We start from the raw sequence: 17122 nt of genomic DNA, 5'->3' as shown, positions 1-17122 counted from the left end.
GCGGTCGCCGGCGTCAGGCGAAGCCCTCAGGATTGCGTGGCCGGTACGGCGCCTCGAGCCGTGCGACCTCGTCGGCGGTGAGCTCCAGTTCGAGCGCGGCGATGGCATCCTGCAGGTGCTCGGGTTTCGTGGCGCCGATGATCGGCGCCGACACCGCGGGCTTCGCGAAGTGCCACGCGAGGGCGACCCGTGCACGGGAGACGCCCCGCTCGGCGGCGATCTCGCCGACGGCCGCGGCGATGGCCCGGTCGGACTCCTCGTCCTGCCGATAGAGGTTCGCGCCGGTCGCGTCGAGCTCGAGTCGGGGGCTCGGTGCGCCGTACTCACGGGTGAGGCGGCCGCGGGCGAGCGGGCTCCACGGGATGACCCCGATGCCCTGGTCGACGCAGAACGGATGCATCTCCCGCTCCTCTTCGCGCATCAGCAGGTTGTACTGGTCCTGCATGGAGACGAAGCGCGTCCAGCCGTGCAGGTCGGCGGTGTACTGCATCTTCGCGAACTGCCAGGCGTGCATCGAGGATGCCCCGAGGTAACGCACCTTCCCCGAGGCGACCACGTCGTGCAGCGCCTGCATGGTCTCCTCGACGGGCGTGCGGTGGTCGAGGCGGTGGATCTGGTACAGGTCGATATAGTCGGTGCCGAGCCGTCGCAGCGAGTCGTCGACCTGCGTCATGATGGCGCCGCGCGAGAGGCCGGCGTCGTTCGGCCCTTCGCCCATCGGCATGCCGAGCTTCGTCGCGATGACGACCTGGTCACGGCGAGTGAACTCACGGATGAGCTGGCCGGTGATCTCCTCGCTCGAGCCGAGCGAGTACACGTTCGCGGTGTCGAAGACGGTGATGCCCGCCTCGACCGCGGCACGGAAGAAGGGGCGCGAGTCGTCGAGGCCGAGCGACCAGCCGTGAGCGCCGCGGCCCGGCTCGCCGTACGACATGCAGCCGAGGATGAGGCGCGAGATCCGCAGGCCGCTCGCGCCGAGGGTGGTGTATCGCATTGCAGGCTCCAGGTCGGCGTGGCGCCCGCATCGGGCGCGCCCTGAGATGGGGGCGCCTGCGATCGTGGCAGACGAGGCATCCGAAGTCCACGGCCTTTCCGCTGCGTGGCGTATCGGTGGTGGGCGACGCGTTCGCCGGGTTAGTGTCCGATGGCGGATCCCGAGGCCGAGCGGATGCCGCGCTGGAGGAGGCACCGTGGCACACATCGCGATCGTCGAGTTCCGGATGGACCCTGCACGGCTCGAGGAGGCACACGCCGTGGTGGCGGACCTGCTCGAGGACACCCGATCCTTCCCCGGATTCGAGCGGCTCGAATGGCTCGCGAACCGCGATGACCCGGCCCACTGGACGCTGTACGAGACCTGGGCCTCTTGGGAAGCCGAGCAGGCGTATCGAGACTTCCGTGCTGGGGAGGGCGCGGTACCCGAACTCGCCGAACTCCTCGCCGCGCCCCCGAGCCTCATCAGGTACGAGACGCACCGGTCGTTCGAGGCCTGACGCGGACCGCGTCGCCCGGATTCGCACGTCGCGGCGGGGTGTCACCACGGAACGGGGCCGGTGCTGCTGATGAATGTTCCCGATGCCCCGTGTTCGGAAAGCGTCGCGGCCGCCACGACGATCCGTGCGGCCTCGTCGGCGCTCGTCGGGGCCTGCTCACGGTTCCCCGGTGCGAGGTCGGTCTGCACCCACCCGGGACATACCGAGGTGACCTTGAGCTTGGTGCCGGCGAGCTTCTTGCTGAGGCCGATGGTCATGCTGTTCACCGCCGCCTTCGACGCCTGGTAGGCAGGCAGCACGCTCGTGTAGTACGGAGAGCTCTCGTCCGACTGGTCGCTCAGGGATCCCATCGTGGAGGAGACGTTCACGATTCGACCCGCGTCGCTCCGACGGAGGAGCGGCAGGAAATTCTCGGTGACGGTCGCCACGCCGATGACATTCGTCTCGAACGTGCGGGCGAAGGCACCGATGTGCACGAACTCGTGGTCTCCGATCGCGGTCGCCTCCGGCAGGATTCCTGCGTTGTTCACCAGAATGTCGAGGCGGCCGTGGCGATCGGTGATCGCCTCGGCGCCTGCCCTGACGCTCTCCGGTGAGGCGACATCCATCGTCAAAGCCTCCGCGACGAGCCCTTGCTCGAGCAGGCCGTGCGCGGCCGTGGCAACGGCGTCGGAGTCGCGTCCGGCGATGATGACCGTCGCTCCCGTGCGGGCGAGGGCGGTGGCCGTCGCCAGTCCAAGGCCGCGGTTTCCGCCGGTGACCAGTGCGATGGTGCTCATGTCTGGGTATGTCCTTTCCGTCCGGCGACCGACGCCGGTTCAAGTCCCGCTACCGATTCTGTGCGGAAGACGCCCCGTCATCTCGCGAGAATCGGACCTCGCGTAGAACGTGCGGCGGTCGCTGCTCGGCCATGCAGACGCTGCGCTGGCGGGTGCGTCCTTCTCCGGGGCACCGTTGCCGACACCGGCGTCACGCGGGAGAACGGAATGCACCGCCCCTCGGGCCCGTTGCTGTTGGTGTGACCGACGGCGCCCGAGTCCTGCCCCACTCGTTTACGCTGGATCGCTTCAGTCCCGTCCGGTTCGACGCGGGGCATACCGTGTCGAACGGCGTGGTCGATCTCCTTCTGGAGGCGGCGCGTAGTGCTCCCTCGGCCGGCAACTCCCAGCCGTGGGCGTTCATCGTGGGCCTGCGAGGCGACGAGGTGCATGAGCGGCTCGTACGCCACCTCGCTCGGAGCTCGGCGATGTGGGCGCCCGGCGCCAGCCTGCTCGTCGCGAATCTCGCACACCGATTCGTCGAAGACAGCGATATCGAATACTCGGAGTTCGCGCACTACGACGTGGGGCAGGCGGTCGCCCACATGACGTTCCAGGCGCACTCGATGGGGCTCTTCGTCCACCAGTTCCGCGCCTTCGACCGCGAAGCCGTCGCCCTCGAGTTCCGGATTCCCGAGCACTGGGAGGTGACGACCATGGCGGCGATCGGAATGCCGCTGGGGGGAGGTCGGGGCGACCCGGGGCCCGGTACGAGCGACGAGCGATACCCGCTCGAGGAGATCACGTGGGAGCGAGCCCGATAGCGGTCCCTTCAGTCCTCGTGGAGCAGTCCCACCAGACGGTTCGTCGTGTGCCGACTGCGCACCATCAAGTGCCGCAAGACCGGGGATATCATGCCGGGACGCCCGGACCGGGCGTGACACGAGATGCGAGCACCGGACGGGGCTTTCAGAACTTCGCAGACTCGGACCAGCTCCGCGACGCCGAGGCGTACTACGGGACCAACCTGCCACGGTTGCGGGACATCCGGTCGCACTACGACGCCCGCGGCATCCTCTCGCACTGGCATCCGCTCGACTGAATCTGCGCGAGCACGCTCAGCTCTCATGGAGCACCCCGAGGAGCCTGGTCGTCGTGCGCCAGGTGCGCACGGTCATCTGCTGGAAGACGGGCATGGCCATCAGGCGGGTGATGCGGGTCTTGCCCGCTTGGGCTGCCACCCGCGAGAAGTAGAGCGCGCCGGGCCCGGGCACGATCGCGTCGACGCCCGCTCGCAGGTCCGGCATCTGTGCCATCACGACGTCCGCGGTGAGCGGATGCTTCAGGAAGAACACGTCGCTGCGCAGCTCCGCGGAGCCGTGATCGGCCGGTGCCGACGCGACGGTCGCGTCGAGTTCGTCGCGTGATCGCACGATCGCCGGAATCGGGATGTCGAAGCGCTGCCGAAGCATCCGTTCGATCGTCTCCTCGACGTCGGACCCGCTCCGGCGGCTCGATGAGAACAGGACGTTGCCGCTCTGCAGGTGCGTGCGTACCTCCTCGTACCCGGCCGCGCGGAAGCACTCGGCGAGGTCCTGCATGCCGATGGGGTTCTTGCCGCCGACGTTGATGCCGCGCAGCAGGGCGACGTAGGCGGTCATCACGGAACCCCGCGGAGTCGACGGGAGCCTAGAGAAGCCATACCCCGCACGATGGCACGGACGACCGACACGAGCGACCGCTGATGCTCCGCGATGTCGCCGAGTGGATGCCGATCGCACCGCATCCTGCCTCCCACGGTGCAGATCGCATGCATTCGTGACCCGACGGCTCGAGCCGATGCCGGGGACGCCCTCGCATGCAGGCACGCCGCTGCGTCCGGTCGAATCGACGGGCGCCGGGGACGCTCTACTGGTCGGTGCCGTCCAGCCGGCGTCGCAGGTACCTCGGGGCCTGCACGCGCCACGCGTCGGTCACGAGCTCGGCGAGATGGTCCTCGTCGATGCGGGCCATGCGGAACGCGACCTTCGGCTCACTCCACGTGGTCGTGGTGCGCAGGAACACGTCGGGCGCCATTTCGACAAGGGCGAGCGCGTCCAGGCGGTCGGCGACCTTCACGCCGACGACGAGCTCGGTCGCGATGATCTCGCGGATGTCTGCGGGGATGCTCGGCCAGGGAGGGCACTCCCACGCGTACAGCTTGCGGCGAACGAACCACGCCGCGCCGCCCGTCGTTGCGCGTTCCTCGCTGCCGGGGAGCTCCAATGCGGTGCGGCGCAGGTCGTCGAGTGTGGCCACCGTCCGAGCCTAGGTTGCACCACCGACAGGGAGGCGCGAGGGGATGATGGAACCATGCCCGCCGCCCACCGTCCCGGTCTTCGGGTCGACTCCGCGCTCACGATCCCCGAGTCTGAGCTGTCGTGGCGGTTCTCGCGGTCATCCGGTCCCGGCGGGCAAGGCGTGAACACCGCCGACTCCCGAGCGGAACTCGTGTGGGATGTCGCGGGCTCGGCCGTCCTGTCGCCGCTCCAGCGGGAGCGACTCCTCGAACGCCTGGGCAGTCGCGTCGTCGACGGAGTCCTGACGATCACGGCATCCGAGCACCGCGCGCAATTGCGCAACAGGAACGCTGCGCGCGCCCGGCTGGCCGCCCTCGTGGCCGACGCGCTGAGGCCGCCGTCACCGACGCGACGACCGACGCGTCCGAGTCGCGGCGCCAAGGAGAGGCGCCTGGAGGCGAAGAAGCGTCGCACCGACGTCAAGCGACTGCGCCGCCCACCACAGGACTGACCACCGAACCTCGTGCCGGCGGGATTGATGAGGAGGAACTACCGGCGGGTCGACCTACCAGACGGTGCCGCCGCCGACCGAGATACCGCCCCACGTGAGCGCGATGAAGATCGCGGCGAACACCACGGGCGCGATGCCCGTGCCGCTGCGCGCGAGCCCCTTGAAGAGGGCGATCACGGCGAGGATTGCGGCGACGATCGAGAGGACGCCGCCGAGGATCAGTCCGATGAACAGCGGGATGGGCATGAGCACGAGGCCGGCCAGCGCGAACCAGAACGCGGCCCAGGCGGTCGGATTGGAGCGGCGTTCGACGGAAGAGGACATGCTTCATTATCTCGTGTTCGCGGCTCGCAACCCGTGAGACCCACGGGTACTCGACGAGACGTGAAGTCCTCTACGTCACGCAGCGGCGATCCTTGGACTTCAATGACGCAGCTGTTGCGCCGGCTCTGAGAAATCGCAAGGGTGCTTACTGCAAAGCCTCGTCCCCGTTCGTGGTGATGGTCGCAGGAAGTGTGTCGTCGGTGTCCGTGAGCAAGCGACGAAACTCGTCGCCGTCGCGGAAGTACAGCTGTTGGCGCAGTCGTCACCAATCTGGCGGGCGGCGAGCTGTATACCGGCGAACACGGCATGGTGGCCGCCGCGGACGCAGAAACGCACGCGTTCGTGCTCCTCGTACTGACTCGATGCGATAACCCGTATGCCAGGCCGGCCGACACCACCCAGGGGCGGCTCGGCGTCGATCCCGCGTACCTCTTCACCGACCGCGGACTGACGGGAACGGATCGCGCCCGACCCGGTCTTCGCGAAGCTCTCGCCGCGTGCGGAGACGGCGACACCCTTGTGGTGGCGAAGCTCGATCCCTCGGTGGACGATGCGGGGTCAGCGGTCGTAGACGTCGCGGCGGTGCCCGAGCGTGACGATGACCAATAGCACGTCGTCATGGACGGTGTAGGTGATCCGGTAGTTGCCCACGCGCACCCTGAGTCCGTCTCGGCCTTGGAGTGCCTTTGCCCTGGGCGGGCGCGGATCTTGGCCGAGCAGCGCGATCGCGCCCCGGATGCGATCGCGGTCTTGGTGGTCGATCCGCTTGAGCGCTCGAATGGCGGCCGGTCGCAGTTCGATCCGGTAGCTCACTCCCAGCCCAGGTCCTTCTTGACCTGGTCCCAGGGAATGTTCTCGCCCTCTTCGGCCATCGCCTCATCGAAGGCGGCGGCATCCTCGGCGTCTTCGAGCGCCTCGAGCATGCGCTCGTACCGCTCCGGGCTCACCACGACCGCGGCGCGCCGGCCCCGTCGTTCGATGAAAACCGCCTCCTGCTGGGATCGGGCGATCACGTCCGACAGGTGGCTGCGGGCGGCTGCGACACTTACACTGGACATATTGCAATTGTACATCCGATACGGTGTCATGTACATGATCTACGGCGGGCCTGCCATCCTGCCAGACGCCACTGCGGGCCGCCCTCACCACGTTCAAAGTGCGCGCTGAGGGATCGGCCAGCGGGCACCCGCGGGCAGATCCCTTTTACTGCCAGTCTTCGGCGACGAAGGCGGGCATCGATCTCCACAAGAGCGCACCGCCACGCCGAGTTCCTTATACAATGGCCTATATAGACGCTAAGGAGGAGTGGTCATGCCCATCACCTCAATCGACATTGACCAAGAAGAGCTCAGGCAGGCCAAGCAACTAACTGGCGCGAAGTCGAACCGCGAAACGGTCGATCTCGCCCTGCGGACCTTGATTGCGGTTCGGCGCCAACCGTCCGCCGTTGAACGGATCATCGGTCGCGACTTCGAGCCCGACCAGATCGACGCGCCAACCATCACCCCGACCGCTGCGCCGGCGTGACGACATACCTGGTCGATAACAGCGTCTGGCACAAGGCCAGTAGAAGCCCGAACATCGCTCAGCGCCTCCGGGAGATCTCACCAACTCACCTCATCATCACCTGTCCTCCGCAGGTGCTGGAGTACTGCCATTCTGCGCGCACTACCGCCGAGTACTCCGACCTCCGAGCGGACATGGACGCGCTGCTCCCGGCGTGGGAGCACCCGACCGAGGAAGATGCCCTAGACATCCAGCAGGCGCTCTGGGATCAGGGGATGCCGCGGGCCGCTGGAGCCTTCGACTGCCTCATCGCCGCGTATGCACTAGCCAATGACGCAGTCGTCCTCAACTCGGATCACGACTTCAGGTACATCGCGATGGCCACCAAAGGAACCGTTCGCCAGGAATACATCGCGGAGTAGGCGGTCCAAACCGGGAATACCACTTGCCGACGAGCGCAAGCTGATCCCCCCGCGCACGCCCGCTGGCGGATCCCGCGTGCATCGGGATTCCGCGTGCCGCCGGCGGACCGGTCATCGCGAAATCACGGGCTGGTTGGCCTAACCATCGAACTCGACTACCGGCTCGGCGCTGGCTCCCGGGCCCAAGGTGTCGACGAGTTCCGGATCGCAGCCTGCTCCCGCCGCCCGTGATCCACTCCTGTTCCGGCTCCAGTCGACAAACAGACCGTCCTGGAACTCGGCGGTGATCGAGAAACACGTAGATCGAGGGCGGCCCGAAGTATGGTTCACCCGCACTGACGAAGCGGTCGGATTTCGCGTCCCGCGGCCCGGGTGCGAGGAGCACATCGAAGACCACCAACCCTCGATCGGTGTCACGCAGATCGTAGAGAACGGTGCCGCCCTGGTTGAGGGCCAGCGCCATCGGGTCCGACGTCCCGTCCCAATAGGCTCCTGGAACCGCGCCGCCTTCCGTCATCACATCGTCGACGAAGGCGTCTTGCTCGGCTCCCACCTTCTCCCAGTCCGAGATGGAACGCATCAATGGGTCTTTCAGGGCGCCAATCTGGCGCGCCAGCACGCCGTCGTACTCGGCGATCGAACAGCCAGTCAGGCAGAGCCCCACCGCGACCACGATCGCGCCGAGCGCGAGCGTTACTCGATCTCGACGTTCGGCGATAGAACCCACATGCTTACGCTAGCCACGACCGTCGGGACTTGTATCCCGAGACCCGCGGGTCGCTCAGGGATCCCTGAATGCAACGGCTGTGACGCCGGTGTTCCCGAACGGCTCGGCGGCGTAGGGACTAACCGCGAGCGAATACGTTCGGCGCGACCTCGCTGCCCGATCCCGGGTTGATGCATCCGGTCAACGCGAAGACTGCGATGAGCGAGATACCGGCGAGCGAGGCGATCTTGAACGGCGATACCATGCCCGAATGCTCCCACGTGAGCGTCTGCCGAGTCGAACGGAAGGCCGAGCGACGCCACGCACTTCCCATCGCCAGTGCGCCGCCTACGGGAGGAGGTCGAGCATCTGCGGCCGCGCCTTCATTGCATGGATCACCAGCTCGTTCCCACTGTCGAAGACCAGCACGACCGTCTCGAGCAGTCGACCTCGAGTGTCGAATACGAGTCGGAGCTGCCGGGCGGGCGAGTCGTCGTCGAGGTCTTCGATCCAAGTCGGCCACGAGGCTGCCTGCGTCGCGTCCTCCGGAGTGATGCCGTGCTTGAGTGCCGAAGGGTGGACGTTCACGCGGCGTACGCGGCCAGCGCGTCCCGGATGAGCTCCGACCGAGTCTTGTGCTCGCGGGCAGCGCGCGCATCCAGCACTGCGAGTTCGTCGCTGGTCAAACGCAGCGCAACTACCTGCGACGGCTCAGCACCACGCCCTGGCCGGCCGCGTCCGCGCTTCTTCAGCGCCTCGACGTCATAGCCAGCCTCGGCTTCAGCGACCCACTCGGAGATCTGCTCCTCGGTGACGGGCACGCCGTTGATCGTCTCGCGCTTGCTCATGGCAATAGTGTAAAACGTAAATGCCTGTGGCGACAGCGGACGGTCGCGCTCAGGGATCCGTATACGGGCACGCCGGCAGATGACCCAGTCTGAGAATCAGCCTCGTGCATGTCGCCCGGCACCGCCGTTTCACTAGGGTGACGGTGTGATCAAGGTCAATGCCACCAGCGTGATAGTGACCCGGTGGGCGATGGAGAGATTTTTCTCCGCGGTGCGCGATGGCGAACGCGACGGGCACTCGCACGTGGGCCCGCTTGGTCCCCTCGATGCGACGGACACGAAGGGTCGAACTCGCAGGTGATTGAGATCCGCAACCTCTCCAAGCGCTTCGGCTCGCGGCTCGCTCTCGACGACGTCTCGTTCGTCGTCGAGGCGGGCCGCGTGACCGCGTTCCTCGGACCGAACGGTGCCGGAAAGACGACAACGATGCGTGTCCTGCTCGGCCTGGATTTCGCAGATTCGGGTCAGGCGCTGATCGATGGGAGGCGATTCGTCGATCTGGAGGCTCCGATACTGAGTGTAGGAGCCCTCTTGGATGCTCGTCATGCGCACCCAGGCAGGTCGGCGTTCGCCCACCTTCGGGCGCTCGCGCTTACCCACGGATTACCTCAATCCCGGGTGGAGGACGTCCTGTACGACGTCGGACTCAGCGAGGTCGCCGGAAAGCGAGTGGGCGGGTTCTCACTCGGCTGACGGGAACGAATCGCGCCCGACCCGGACTCCGCGAAGCTCTCGCCGCATGCCGAAACGGCGACACGCTCGTGGTGGCGAAGCTCGACCGGCTGGCGCGCTCACTGCGCGACGCGAAAGACATCGTCGACGAGCTCACCGCCAAACATGTCAAGCTCAGCATCGGCGGCTCCGTCCATGACCCACTCGACCCGGTGGGACGTCTGCTGTTCAACGTGCTCGCGATGGTAGCCGAGTTCGAATCCGACCTGATCCGTGCTCGAACCCGTGAAGGCATGCAGGTGGCGAAAGCGAAAGGCCGGCTCCGCGGCAAGCAGCCCAAGCCCTCCATTCCGCAGCAGCGTCACCTGATGGAGGTCCACAACGCCGGCACCCACACCACGACGGAACTCGCGGAACTCTTCAACGTCGCGCGATCTACCGTCTACAGGACCATCCAGCGCCAGACGTCTGGCCCAAACGCGACACGCGGACCGGCACTTCGCACAACACTCAGCGCGTGAACGCGCTCAACCCCGTGATCGCCCGCCCGACGATGAGCGAGTTGATCTCGTGCGTGCCCTCGAACGTGTACAGGGCCTCGCAGTCGGCGAAGTAGCGCGCCACGTCGTTGTCGATCCGGATCCCCTCGGCACCGCAGATCTCACGTCCGAGCGCGACGGTCTCGCGGGCACGATCGGCGGCCCACGTCTTCGTGAGGGCCGCATGTTCGTCGCCCAGCGGCCCGCGTTCGGCGAGTTCGGTGAGCCGCACCGCCATCGCGAGCGTCGCGGTCGCGTTGCCGAGCATCCGCGTGAGCTTCTCCTGGATCAGCTGGAAGCCCGCGATGGGTCGCCCGAACTGCTCGCGCCGTAGCGCGTACGCCAACGCCGCCTCGTAGGCACCCGTCTGCAGGCCGGCGGCGTTCCAGCCGATCACGAACCGCAGCTTCGCGAGAATGGCCGACATGTCGCGGAACGAGTCGATGCGCTGCAGCCGATCGGACTCGGGAACCCGCACCTCGTCGAGCACGATGTCACCGTTGCGCACCATTCGCAGGGCGATCTTGCCGCCGATGTCGGTGACGGTCACGCCGGGTGCCTCGCGCGGCACGAGGAAGGCCTTCGCACGCCCGTCGGCGGCGTCCTTCGCCACGACGAGGATCACATCCGACAGGGCGGCGTTGCCGATCCACCGCTTGCGGCCTGTGATGCGCCAGCTGTCGCCGTCACGAGTGGCCGTCGTCTCGAGGCCGCCCGCGACATCCGACCCGTGCTGGGGCTCGGTGAGGGCGAAGCATCCGCTCAGCTCGAACGATGGAATCAGCGGATCCCACTGAGCCACCTGCTCGGGCGACCCACCCTCGCGCACGACGGTTCGGAACATGCCCACCTGCCCGCCGTACAGCGTGCCGATCGACATGTCGAACCGCGCCATCTCGAAGTGCTTGAAGCCCACGTAGAAGGGCGAGGGCAGCCCGTCGTCGCTGAGCAGCTCGGGGTCGTCCTCGAGGTGCAGCGCGGCGAGCTCGGCGCGCAGGTGCGCCGGCGACTCGCCGCGCTCCCACCACTCGGCGAGGTGTGGGCGGGCGCGTTCCTCGAGCAGGTCGCGCAGCGACTGCAGCTTCGCGCGCTCGACGTCGGTGAGGAGCTCGGTATAGCCGAACAGGTCGGTCGGGGGGGCCGTGCTCATTCGGTCAGCCCCAGCAGCCGCACCGCGTTCTGCTTCAGGATCAGCTCCCGGATGTCGGCGTCGAGCTCGAGCCCCTCGAAGTCGCCGAGCCACCGCTCGGGGGTGAGGGCCGGGAAGTCGGTGCCGAAGAGCACCTTGTGCTTCAGGTACGTGCGTGCGGCTCGCACGAGCGACGGCGCGAAGTACTTGGGCGACCAGCCCGAGAGGTCGATCCACGCGTTCGCCTTGTGCGTCGCGACCGAGAGGGCCTCGTCCTGCCACGGCACGCTCGGGTGCGCCATCACGATCTGGAGGTCGGGATGCCTCGCCGCGACGTCGTCGAGCAGCATCGGGTTCGACAGCGACAACCGGAACCCCCAGCCGCCCGGAACGCCGGCCCCTGCGCCGGTCTGGCCGGTGTGCACGATGATCGGCAGCCCGAGCTCCTCGATCGCGGCGAAGAGCGGCGTGAACTCGGGCGACGACGGATCGAACGCCTGCACGGTCGGGTGGAACTTGAAGCCGCGCACGCCGAGCTCGATCGCCTGGCGGCGGGCCTCCTCGACGGCGGCCTCGCCCTGCAGCGGGTCGACGCTGCCGAATGGGATGAGCACGTCGGCGTTGCGCCTGGCGCCCTCGACGAGGTCGTCGACGCTGTTCGGAGCGTGGCCGAGGTTCGTGGTCGCGTCGACCGTGAACACCACCGCGCCGATCCGACGCTCCCGGAAGTACTCCGCGGTCTGGTCGACGGTGCGCGGCCCGTGGCTGCTCTTGAAGTACGCCGCCATCGCCTGCGACAACGCGGGCGGCGACGCGGTGCGCCCCGAGCCGTCGATCTGCACGTGCACGTGCACGTCGATCGCCGTGAGGTTCGGGAGATCGAACCCCGGCCAGGAGCCGCCCGTCATCGAGCCGACTCCGCGGCTTCGCGAGCGGCGGGCTCGCGCTCCGCGAGCCGACGCGACTGGAGTTCGGCCGCGGCATCCGCCTTGACCCGTTCGAGCTCCACCTTGCCGGTGGGCGTGCGCTCGAGCGACTCGCGCACGAAGACGTGGCGGGGCTTCTTGTAGCCGGCGAGGCGCTCGTCGAGGTGGGCGAGCAGCTCGGCGACGTCGATGGTCATGCCGGGCGTCGGCGCGAGGGTCGCGCTGACCACCTCGCCGAAGCGTGCGTCGGGCATGCCGTAGACGACGGCGTCGTCGACGGCGGGATGCTCCAGCAGCGCGTGTTCGACCTCGGCCGGGAACACCTTCTCGCCGCCGGTGTTCACGACCGCGCTCAGTCGGCCGAGGAGCTCGATGGATCCGTCGCCGCGTGCGCGCGCCCAGTCGCCCGGCATCACGTACCGGTGCCCGCGGATCGTGGGGAAGTTCTCGGCCGTCTTCTTCGGGTCGCCGTAATAGCCCGATGGAAGGATGCCGCGGAAGGCCAGGATGCCGAGGGCGCCCGCCTCCGCCTGGATCTCGTTGAGGTCCTCGTCGAGGAGCACGGTGCCGGGAGTGATCATGAACTTCGCCGGCAGGTCGTCGACGCTCCTCGTGATGCCGAATGCGAACGGTCCGCCCTCGCTGGACGCCAGCATGTCGACGATCGTGAGGTCGCCCAGCTCGTGCAGGCGTCGCTTCACGTCGTCGCTGAACCGCATCCCCGAGCTGAAGATGGATTCGACGTGCGGCAGGCCTCCGCCCGCACGCTCGACGGCCTCCGCGAGCGGCAGACCGAGCGCGTCGCCCGCGACGATGAGGCGCGTGGCACGATGCGTCGTCATCAGCCGAAGCGCCTCGTCGATGTCCATGCGCGGGGCGGCATGCAACACGACCGTGCCCCCGAGGGCGAGCGTGCCCATGGTCGTGGATTGCGCCGTGCCGTGCATGAGCGGCGTGAGCGGGAGGGTGACCACGCGCGGCGTGGCCGGATCGACCGCGATGCGGATCGCGCCCTCGAGGTCGTCGGGAGGCGTCAGGCCGATGACCCCCCACGTCGACTGCCGCCGGGCCACGAGCAGGGTGTCCAGGTCCCAGACGACCGCCTTGGGCATGCCCGTGGTGCCGCCGGTGTAGAGCCGCAGGTCGGCACCCCGTGGCGCCGACGCCGGCATCGAACCGCCGTCGGCGATGATGTCGTCGTATCGCACCGCGCCGGTCACCGTGCCGGCCACCGGGTCGCCGCCGTCCTCGACGGTGATGATCTCGACCGGGGGCTCGAGCCCGTCCGCTGCGTCCCGGGCCACCTCGCCGAGCGAGGTCGGCACGAGCAGCACCTTCGAGCCGGAGTCGATGAGGAGTGCCCGCACTTCGCCGGCGCGATACCGGTGGTTGATCGCCACGGGCGCGACGCCGATCGACAGGCACGCCCACATGAAGGTGAGATACTCGGGTCGGTTGTAGAGCAGCATGGCCGCGGCATCCCCGAGCCGGAGACCGCGCTCGGTGAGGTGCCGGGCGAGCGCACCGGCCTCGGCGGCGAACCGGCCGTAGGTCAGGGTGTCGTGGCGGGTGATGATCGCCGGCCGGTCTGGGTCTTCGCGGGCGATCCCCTGCCAGAGATCGCTGTAGTGCGGTGCTGCGGTCACCGGGTTCCTCCATTGCGGACGGGCGGCCCCGAGGGCTGGGCTCGCGAAGCGAAGGTGGAGCGCCAGGCGGCGCCGATGCCGGCGGCGCTCCACCCGCCGTCGGCGTACTCGGCGGCCAGCTCGGCCGGGTGGGAGTACAGGGTCAGCTTGTCGCCGCCGATGCCGATCGCCTGGCCGGTGACCTCCTGCGAGTCGGCGGACGCGAGCCATACGATGAGCGGGGCCACGTCCTCGGGCGTTCCGAGGGCGTTGTCGTGCCGGTACGTCGCGGGGATCGGCTCGCCCGCGAGATACCGCTCGTAGACCTCCTTGTACTTGGGGATCGTCGCCGTCATGGGCGAGAGCGCGACGGGAACGACGGCGTTCGCGGTGATCCCGGCGCGCGCGAGCTCGAGCGACCAGGTGCGGGCCATCGCCACGACGGCCGCCTTCACCGCGGCGTAGTTCGTCTGCCCGAAGCTGCCGAACTGGCCGGCCGGCGACCCGATGAGGATGATGCGCCCGCCCTCGCCCTGCTCGCGCAGGTAGCTCGCCACCGCACGCCCACAGGTGAAGGCCCCGCGCAGGTGGCTCGAGACCACGGCATCGAAGTCGTCGTCGGTCATCTTCCACAGCACACGGTCTCGCAGCACGCCGGCGTTCGCGACCAGCACGTCGAGCCGGCCGAACGATCTGTGGGCCGCGTCGACGAGAGCCTGGGCGGTCTCGGCGGAACCCACTGCACCGATCGAGGCCACCGCCCTGCCGCCGCGTTCCGTGATCTGCGCGACCGTCTGGTCGGCGCTCGCTTCGTCGACGTCGTTGACCACGACGGCGGCTCCGGCGTCGGCGAGCGCGAAGGCGTACGCCCGGCCGAGGCTGCGGCCCGCGCCCGTGACGATCGCCACCCGACCGTCGAGTCGCACCGCGCTCATCGGTAGTGCCTCAGCACGAGCTCGGCCACGCAGGCCGGCTTCTCGGCGCCCTCGAGCTCGAAGGTCAGGGGGAGCGTCACCTGCCATCCGCCGTCGACCTCGGTGACGGATGCCACGCGCCCGCGCACCCGGATGCGCGCGCCCGACGGCACCGCGTTCGGGAACCGGATCCTGTCGAACCCGTAGACGATGCCCATGCTCGCACCCTGCACCCGGTAGATCTCGCGCAGATGCCGCACCACCATGCTGAGCGTGAGCATCCCATGCGCGATGGTCCCGCCGTACGGCGATCTCGCGGCCGCCTCCGCATCGACGTGGATCGGGTTGTCGTCGCCCGAGAGATCCGCGTAGCGGTCGATGTCGCTCTGCGTGATCTCCCGCCACGACGACGGACCGAGCTCGGCGCCGATCAGGCCGGTGATGTCCTCGATCGTCGAGACCGCGGGTGTAACTGTCATTCTCACTCCTCCAGCGCGTCGGCACCTTCGCCGATCGCGACATCCAGCAGCCTCTCGTGTTCGCGAGCGCCGAGCAGGAGTCTTTTCATCCAGTGAAAGCGGCCCTGTGGTCGGCAAATCACCGCGTGTCATCCTGATCGCCAGATTGACGACCGCGATGGAGAGGCATGTCGAGATGGCGATACAGGAACTTCTGCTCGATCCCACGGGAATGGAGGAGCATGCGATGGACAGCACGCTCTCTCCTCGACCGGTGAGCCTCAGGGGGCTCACGATCGGGCTCCTCGACAACACCAAGCCGAACGCGACCATGCTGCTCGAGGAGATCGCGAAGGAGCTGCAGGAGCACCACGGTGCGGGCGAGGCGCGCCTGTACACGAAGGAGTACTTCGGCACCCCCGTCGCGGAGCGGCTGCTCGAGCAGATCGTCGACGAGTGCGACATCGTGATCACGGCGGTGGGCGACTGCGGTTCGTGCAGCGCCGCAACCGTGGCCGACGGCATCATGTTCGAGCGCGCGGGCGTGCCGACCGTGAGCATCACCTCCGACTCGTTCCTGATGTCGGGCCAGGCGATGGCGACGGTGCAGGGGTTCCCCGGCTTCGACTTCTACGCGGTGCAGCACCCCGTGGCGAGCCTGAGCGCCGACGAGATCCGGGAGCGCGCGCTGACCGCGCTGCCCGAAGTACTGCGAATCCTCGGAGTGGAGGGCTGAGATGACGACGACGACTTTGGCAGAGGCGACGATGCCGGGAGCGGAAGCCGAGGCGGAGGCCGACCAGCTCCGCGAGGTGCTGGAGCACTACTGGGAGCACGACTGGACCGACGGGCTTCCCGTGGTCCCGGTGACCGAGGGCTACCTCGCGAGGTTCCTCGCGACGGTCGAACGCGACCCCGAGGAGATCCTCTTCACGATCACCCACCTGAACCGCCACCTCACGGTGCGGCTCGCCGCCATCAATGCGGCGATGGCCGGATGCCGCCCCGAGTACTTCCCCGTCGTGCTCGCCGCCTGGGAGGCGATCGCCAAGGAGCCGCACCCCGCCCGGGGCATCTGGCAGAGCACGACGGGGACGGCGCCGTTCCTCGTGGTCAACGGTCCCGTGCGCGGCGAGATCGGCCTCAACAGCCAGGGCAACATCTTCGGTTCGGGGTTCCGCGCGAACGCCACCATCGGTCGCGCGATCCGGCTGGGCCTGATCAACGCCTTCGGACTGCACCCGCACAAGCTCGACCAGGCCACCCAGGGCACGCCCGCGAAGTACTCGGCCTGCATCGCCGAGAACGAGGAGCAGAGTCCCTGGGCGCCGTTGCACACCGACTACGGCTTCGACGCCTCGGAGAGCGTCGTGACGGCCTACGTCATCCGCTCGGTGATGCACATCGAGGCGCGACACACCATGGACCCCGAACAGCTCGCCCTCGACTTCGTGGACACCATCCGCCGCACCGGCTCGCTGATCCACGAGTACACGAGCGCGCTGCTCGTGCTGGTGCCCGAGCACGCCGACGTGTTCGCCTCGGCCGGATGGAGCAAGGACGACCTCCGGAACTTCATCTTCGAGCATGCGACCCGTCCGCGCTCTGAGCTCGTCGCCGTCGGCAAGGACGCGCTCTCGCACAAGACGCGGTGGCGGCTGTCGTCGGACCACCCCGACTCGATGCCCGACACCGCCGCGGCATCCGACACACCCGACACCGTGCGGGTGCTCAGCCACCCGACCTCGATCCAGATCATGGTCGCCGGGGCCAACAACGCGGGCGTCTCGGCCGTGGTCGAGGTGTTCACCCTCAACCCGCCGCGGGTGCAGCCGTTCTCGTACAGCAGGATCGGAGCCGCCGGGCACTGATCCCCGCCCACGCATCTTCCGACCAACAGCGGCGCCGGCCTCCCCAGGAGGCCGGCGCCGCTGCGTGGGGGCATTGTGTCGAGCACCGTCCGATGCGAGGCTTTCCAACCAATGAAAAGCCCGTTGGAGGAGGCTCGATGC

25 protein-coding genes and 2 pseudogenes are annotated in these 17122 nt (G+C 68.2%); 11 read left to right on the top strand and 16 right to left on the bottom strand.

Features of this window, described 5'->3' with window-relative positions; all coding sequences use genetic code 11:
- Nucleotides 1-13: 13 nt before the first annotated feature.
- Nucleotides 14-994: an aldo/keto reductase gene (locus EZM51_RS10970; RefSeq protein WP_136708290.1), complete on the bottom strand. Its 981-nt coding sequence runs from the start codon at nt 992-994 to the stop codon at nt 14-16.
- Nucleotides 995-1190: 196 nt separating this feature from the next.
- Between EZM51_RS10970 and EZM51_RS20565 the strand changes: the two genes are divergently transcribed.
- Nucleotides 1191-1493, top strand: a complete 303-nt coding sequence (locus EZM51_RS20565) for an antibiotic biosynthesis monooxygenase (RefSeq protein ID WP_169053872.1) — start codon at nt 1191-1193, stop codon at nt 1491-1493.
- Nucleotides 1494-1534: 41 nt separating this feature from the next.
- Here the strand turns inward: EZM51_RS20565 and EZM51_RS10960 are convergent, their stop codons facing one another.
- Nucleotides 1535-2272, bottom strand: coding sequence for an SDR family NAD(P)-dependent oxidoreductase (locus EZM51_RS10960; RefSeq protein ID WP_136708288.1), 738 nt, complete (start codon nt 2270-2272; stop codon nt 1535-1537).
- 8 nt (nt 2273-2280) lie between these two features.
- Between EZM51_RS10960 and EZM51_RS10955 the strand changes: the two genes are divergently transcribed.
- Together EZM51_RS10955 and EZM51_RS20560 are read left to right on the top strand one after the other, a co-directional pair.
- Entirely contained in the window at nt 2281-3075 is a 795-nt protein-coding gene (locus EZM51_RS10955; RefSeq protein WP_349236066.1) for a nitroreductase family protein, read from the top strand.
- 113 nt (nt 3076-3188) lie between these two features.
- Nucleotides 3189-3353 carry a BBE domain-containing protein gene (locus EZM51_RS20560; protein ID WP_169053858.1) on the top strand — a complete coding sequence of 55 codons (165 nt, stop codon included), beginning with the start codon at nt 3189-3191 and terminating at the stop codon, nt 3351-3353.
- A 16-nt stretch (nt 3354-3369) separates the two neighbouring features.
- Here the strand turns inward: EZM51_RS20560 and EZM51_RS10945 are convergent, their stop codons facing one another.
- Together EZM51_RS10945 and EZM51_RS10940 are read right to left on the bottom strand one after the other, a co-directional pair.
- Nucleotides 3370-3912, bottom strand: coding sequence for a DUF1697 domain-containing protein (locus EZM51_RS10945; protein ID WP_136708286.1), 543 nt, complete (start codon nt 3910-3912; stop codon nt 3370-3372).
- Nucleotides 3913-4159: 247 nt separating this feature from the next.
- Complete coding sequence (locus EZM51_RS10940) at nt 4160-4549, bottom strand: MmcQ/YjbR family DNA-binding protein (protein WP_136708285.1); 390 nt, start codon at nt 4547-4549, stop codon at nt 4160-4162.
- Nucleotides 4550-4603: 54 nt separating this feature from the next.
- Here EZM51_RS10940 and arfB point away from each other — a divergent pair, with 54 nt between their 5' ends.
- Entirely contained in the window at nt 4604-5041 is a 438-nt protein-coding gene (gene arfB / locus EZM51_RS10935) for an alternative ribosome rescue aminoacyl-tRNA hydrolase ArfB (RefSeq protein WP_136708284.1), read from the top strand.
- 54 nt (nt 5042-5095) lie between these two features.
- Here the strand turns inward: arfB and EZM51_RS10930 are convergent, their stop codons facing one another.
- Nucleotides 5096-5365, bottom strand: coding sequence for a hypothetical protein (locus EZM51_RS10930; RefSeq protein ID WP_136708283.1), 270 nt, complete (start codon nt 5363-5365; stop codon nt 5096-5098).
- Nucleotides 5366-5794: 429 nt separating this feature from the next.
- Here EZM51_RS10930 and EZM51_RS21075 point away from each other — a divergent pair.
- A pseudogene (locus tag EZM51_RS21075) lies at nt 5795-5902 on the top strand (recombinase family protein); the annotation flags it as partial.
- Nucleotides 5903-5923: 21 nt separating this feature from the next.
- Here the strand turns inward: EZM51_RS21075 and EZM51_RS10920 are convergent.
- Together EZM51_RS10920 and EZM51_RS10915 are read right to left on the bottom strand one after the other, a co-directional pair.
- The gene (locus EZM51_RS10920; RefSeq protein WP_136708281.1) at nt 5924-6178 is read right to left on the bottom strand and encodes a type II toxin-antitoxin system RelE/ParE family toxin; all 255 of its coding nucleotides are present in this window, start codon (nt 6176-6178) and stop codon (nt 5924-5926) included.
- On the bottom strand, nt 6175-6423 hold the full coding sequence (locus EZM51_RS10915; RefSeq protein ID WP_136708280.1) for a type II toxin-antitoxin system Phd/YefM family antitoxin: 249 nt from the start codon (nt 6421-6423) through the stop codon (nt 6175-6177). The genes EZM51_RS10920 and EZM51_RS10915 overlap by 4 nt, the downstream gene beginning before the upstream one ends.
- Before the next feature lie 253 nt (nt 6424-6676).
- Between EZM51_RS10915 and EZM51_RS10910 the strand changes: the two genes are divergently transcribed.
- Nucleotides 6677-6892, top strand: coding sequence for a type II toxin-antitoxin system VapB family antitoxin (locus EZM51_RS10910; protein WP_136708279.1), 216 nt, complete (start codon nt 6677-6679; stop codon nt 6890-6892).
- Nucleotides 6889-7293 (top strand): PIN domain-containing protein, encoded by a 405-nt coding sequence (locus EZM51_RS10905; protein WP_136708278.1) that lies wholly within the window; start codon nt 6889-6891, stop codon nt 7291-7293. The genes EZM51_RS10910 and EZM51_RS10905 overlap by 4 nt, the downstream gene beginning before the upstream one ends.
- On the opposite strand, the gene EZM51_RS10900 is transcribed toward EZM51_RS10905, so the two are convergent.
- The 4 genes from EZM51_RS10900 to EZM51_RS10890 form a co-directional block, all read right to left on the bottom strand.
- Nucleotides 7235-8020 (bottom strand): hypothetical protein, encoded by a 786-nt coding sequence (locus EZM51_RS10900; RefSeq protein WP_136708277.1) that lies wholly within the window; start codon nt 8018-8020, stop codon nt 7235-7237. The two genes, EZM51_RS10905 and EZM51_RS10900, sit on opposite strands and share 59 nt — an antisense overlap.
- Before the next feature lie 118 nt (nt 8021-8138).
- Nucleotides 8139-8264, bottom strand: a complete 126-nt coding sequence (locus EZM51_RS21215; RefSeq protein ID WP_282568140.1) for a hypothetical protein — start codon at nt 8262-8264, stop codon at nt 8139-8141.
- 83 nt (nt 8265-8347) lie between these two features.
- Complete coding sequence (locus EZM51_RS10895; protein WP_136708276.1) at nt 8348-8587, bottom strand: toxin; 240 nt, start codon at nt 8585-8587, stop codon at nt 8348-8350.
- Nucleotides 8584-8847: a ribbon-helix-helix domain-containing protein gene (locus EZM51_RS10890; protein ID WP_136708275.1), complete on the bottom strand. Its 264-nt coding sequence runs from the start codon at nt 8845-8847 to the stop codon at nt 8584-8586. The genes EZM51_RS10895 and EZM51_RS10890 overlap by 4 nt, the downstream gene beginning before the upstream one ends.
- 183 nt (nt 8848-9030) lie before the next feature.
- Here EZM51_RS10890 and EZM51_RS10885 point away from each other — a divergent pair, with 183 nt between their 5' ends.
- Together EZM51_RS10885 and EZM51_RS10880 are read left to right on the top strand one after the other, a co-directional pair.
- Nucleotides 9031-9540, top strand: a complete 510-nt coding sequence (locus EZM51_RS10885) for an ATP-binding cassette domain-containing protein (protein ID WP_349236065.1) — start codon at nt 9031-9033, stop codon at nt 9538-9540.
- Nucleotides 9537-10040: pseudogene (locus EZM51_RS10880) on the top strand (recombinase family protein); the annotation flags it as partial. The gene EZM51_RS10885 and the pseudogene EZM51_RS10880, both read left to right, overlap by 4 nt.
- Here EZM51_RS10880 and EZM51_RS10875 read toward each other — a convergent pair.
- Genes EZM51_RS10875 through EZM51_RS10855 form a run of 5 tightly spaced genes read right to left on the bottom strand, consistent with a single transcriptional unit; the run spans nt 10030 to nt 15131 of the window.
- Entirely contained in the window at nt 10030-11208 is a 1179-nt protein-coding gene (locus EZM51_RS10875; RefSeq protein WP_136708272.1) for an acyl-CoA dehydrogenase family protein, read from the bottom strand. The pseudogene EZM51_RS10880 and the gene EZM51_RS10875 overlap by 11 nt on opposite strands.
- Complete coding sequence (locus tag EZM51_RS10870; RefSeq protein WP_136708271.1) at nt 11205-12095, bottom strand: amidohydrolase family protein; 891 nt, start codon at nt 12093-12095, stop codon at nt 11205-11207. The genes EZM51_RS10875 and EZM51_RS10870 overlap by 4 nt, the downstream gene beginning before the upstream one ends.
- Entirely contained in the window at nt 12092-13759 is a 1668-nt protein-coding gene (locus EZM51_RS10865) for an AMP-binding protein (RefSeq protein ID WP_169053871.1), read from the bottom strand. The genes EZM51_RS10870 and EZM51_RS10865 overlap by 4 nt, the downstream gene beginning before the upstream one ends.
- Nucleotides 13756-14664, bottom strand: a complete 909-nt coding sequence (locus EZM51_RS10860) for an SDR family NAD(P)-dependent oxidoreductase (protein ID WP_211195893.1) — start codon at nt 14662-14664, stop codon at nt 13756-13758. Before EZM51_RS10860 ends, EZM51_RS10865 begins: the two co-directional genes overlap by 4 nt.
- A 5-nt stretch (nt 14665-14669) precedes the next feature.
- Nucleotides 14670-15131, bottom strand: a complete 462-nt coding sequence (locus EZM51_RS10855) for a MaoC family dehydratase (protein WP_136708268.1) — start codon at nt 15129-15131, stop codon at nt 14670-14672.
- 226 nt (nt 15132-15357) lie between these two features.
- Between EZM51_RS10855 and EZM51_RS10850 the strand changes: the two genes are divergently transcribed.
- Nucleotides 15358-15846: a UGSC family (seleno)protein gene (locus tag EZM51_RS10850; protein ID WP_211195883.1), complete on the top strand. Its 489-nt coding sequence runs from the start codon at nt 15358-15360 to the stop codon at nt 15844-15846.
- A gap of 1 nt (nt 15847) precedes the next feature.
- Complete coding sequence (locus EZM51_RS10845; protein ID WP_136708266.1) at nt 15848-16981, top strand: hypothetical protein; 1134 nt, start codon at nt 15848-15850, stop codon at nt 16979-16981.
- The last annotated feature ends 141 nt before the right edge of the window (nt 16982-17122 follow it).

It is taken from the genome of Agromyces sp. H66, from assembly GCF_004959775.1.
GTDB lineage: Bacteria > Actinomycetota > Actinomycetes > Actinomycetales > Microbacteriaceae > Agromyces.
This window is presented reverse-complemented; position numbering and strand designations above follow the sequence as displayed.

Bases quoted from the DNA above. Each gene is read 5' to 3' on its own strand.
- EZM51_RS10970 (WP_136708290.1), bottom strand. From the start codon at position 994: ATGCGATACACCACCCTCGGCGCGAGCGGCCTGCGGATCTCGCGCCTC.
- EZM51_RS10960 (WP_136708288.1), bottom strand. From the start codon at position 2,272: ATGAGCACCATCGCACTGGTCACCGGCGGAAACCGCGGCCTTGGACTG.
- EZM51_RS10955 (WP_349236066.1), top strand. From the start codon at position 2,281: ATGTCCTTTCCGTCCGGCGACCGACGCCGGTTCAAGTCCCGCTACCGA.
- EZM51_RS10945 (WP_136708286.1), bottom strand. From the start codon at position 3,912: ATGACCGCCTACGTCGCCCTGCTGCGCGGCATCAACGTCGGCGGCAAG.
- arfB (WP_136708284.1), top strand. From the start codon at position 4,604: ATGCCCGCCGCCCACCGTCCCGGTCTTCGGGTCGACTCCGCGCTCACG.
- EZM51_RS10930 (WP_136708283.1), bottom strand. From the start codon at position 5,365: ATGTCCTCTTCCGTCGAACGCCGCTCCAATCCGACCGCCTGGGCCGCG.
- EZM51_RS10915 (WP_136708280.1), bottom strand. From the start codon at position 6,423: ATGTCCAGTGTAAGTGTCGCAGCCGCCCGCAGCCACCTGTCGGACGTG.
- EZM51_RS10910 (WP_136708279.1), top strand. From the start codon at position 6,677: ATGCCCATCACCTCAATCGACATTGACCAAGAAGAGCTCAGGCAGGCC.
- EZM51_RS21215 (WP_282568140.1), bottom strand. From the start codon at position 8,264: ATGGTATCGCCGTTCAAGATCGCCTCGCTCGCCGGTATCTCGCTCATC.
- EZM51_RS10890 (WP_136708275.1), bottom strand. From the start codon at position 8,847: ATGAGCAAGCGCGAGACGATCAACGGCGTGCCCGTCACCGAGGAGCAG.
- EZM51_RS10875 (WP_136708272.1), bottom strand. From the start codon at position 11,208: ATGAGCACGGCCCCCCCGACCGACCTGTTCGGCTATACCGAGCTCCTC.
- EZM51_RS10870 (WP_136708271.1), bottom strand. From the start codon at position 12,095: ATGACGGGCGGCTCCTGGCCGGGGTTCGATCTCCCGAACCTCACGGCG.
- EZM51_RS10855 (WP_136708268.1), bottom strand. From the start codon at position 15,131: ATGACAGTTACACCCGCGGTCTCGACGATCGAGGACATCACCGGCCTG.
- EZM51_RS10850 (WP_211195883.1), top strand. From the start codon at position 15,358: ATGGACAGCACGCTCTCTCCTCGACCGGTGAGCCTCAGGGGGCTCACG.
- EZM51_RS10845 (WP_136708266.1), top strand. From the start codon at position 15,848: ATGACGACGACGACTTTGGCAGAGGCGACGATGCCGGGAGCGGAAGCC.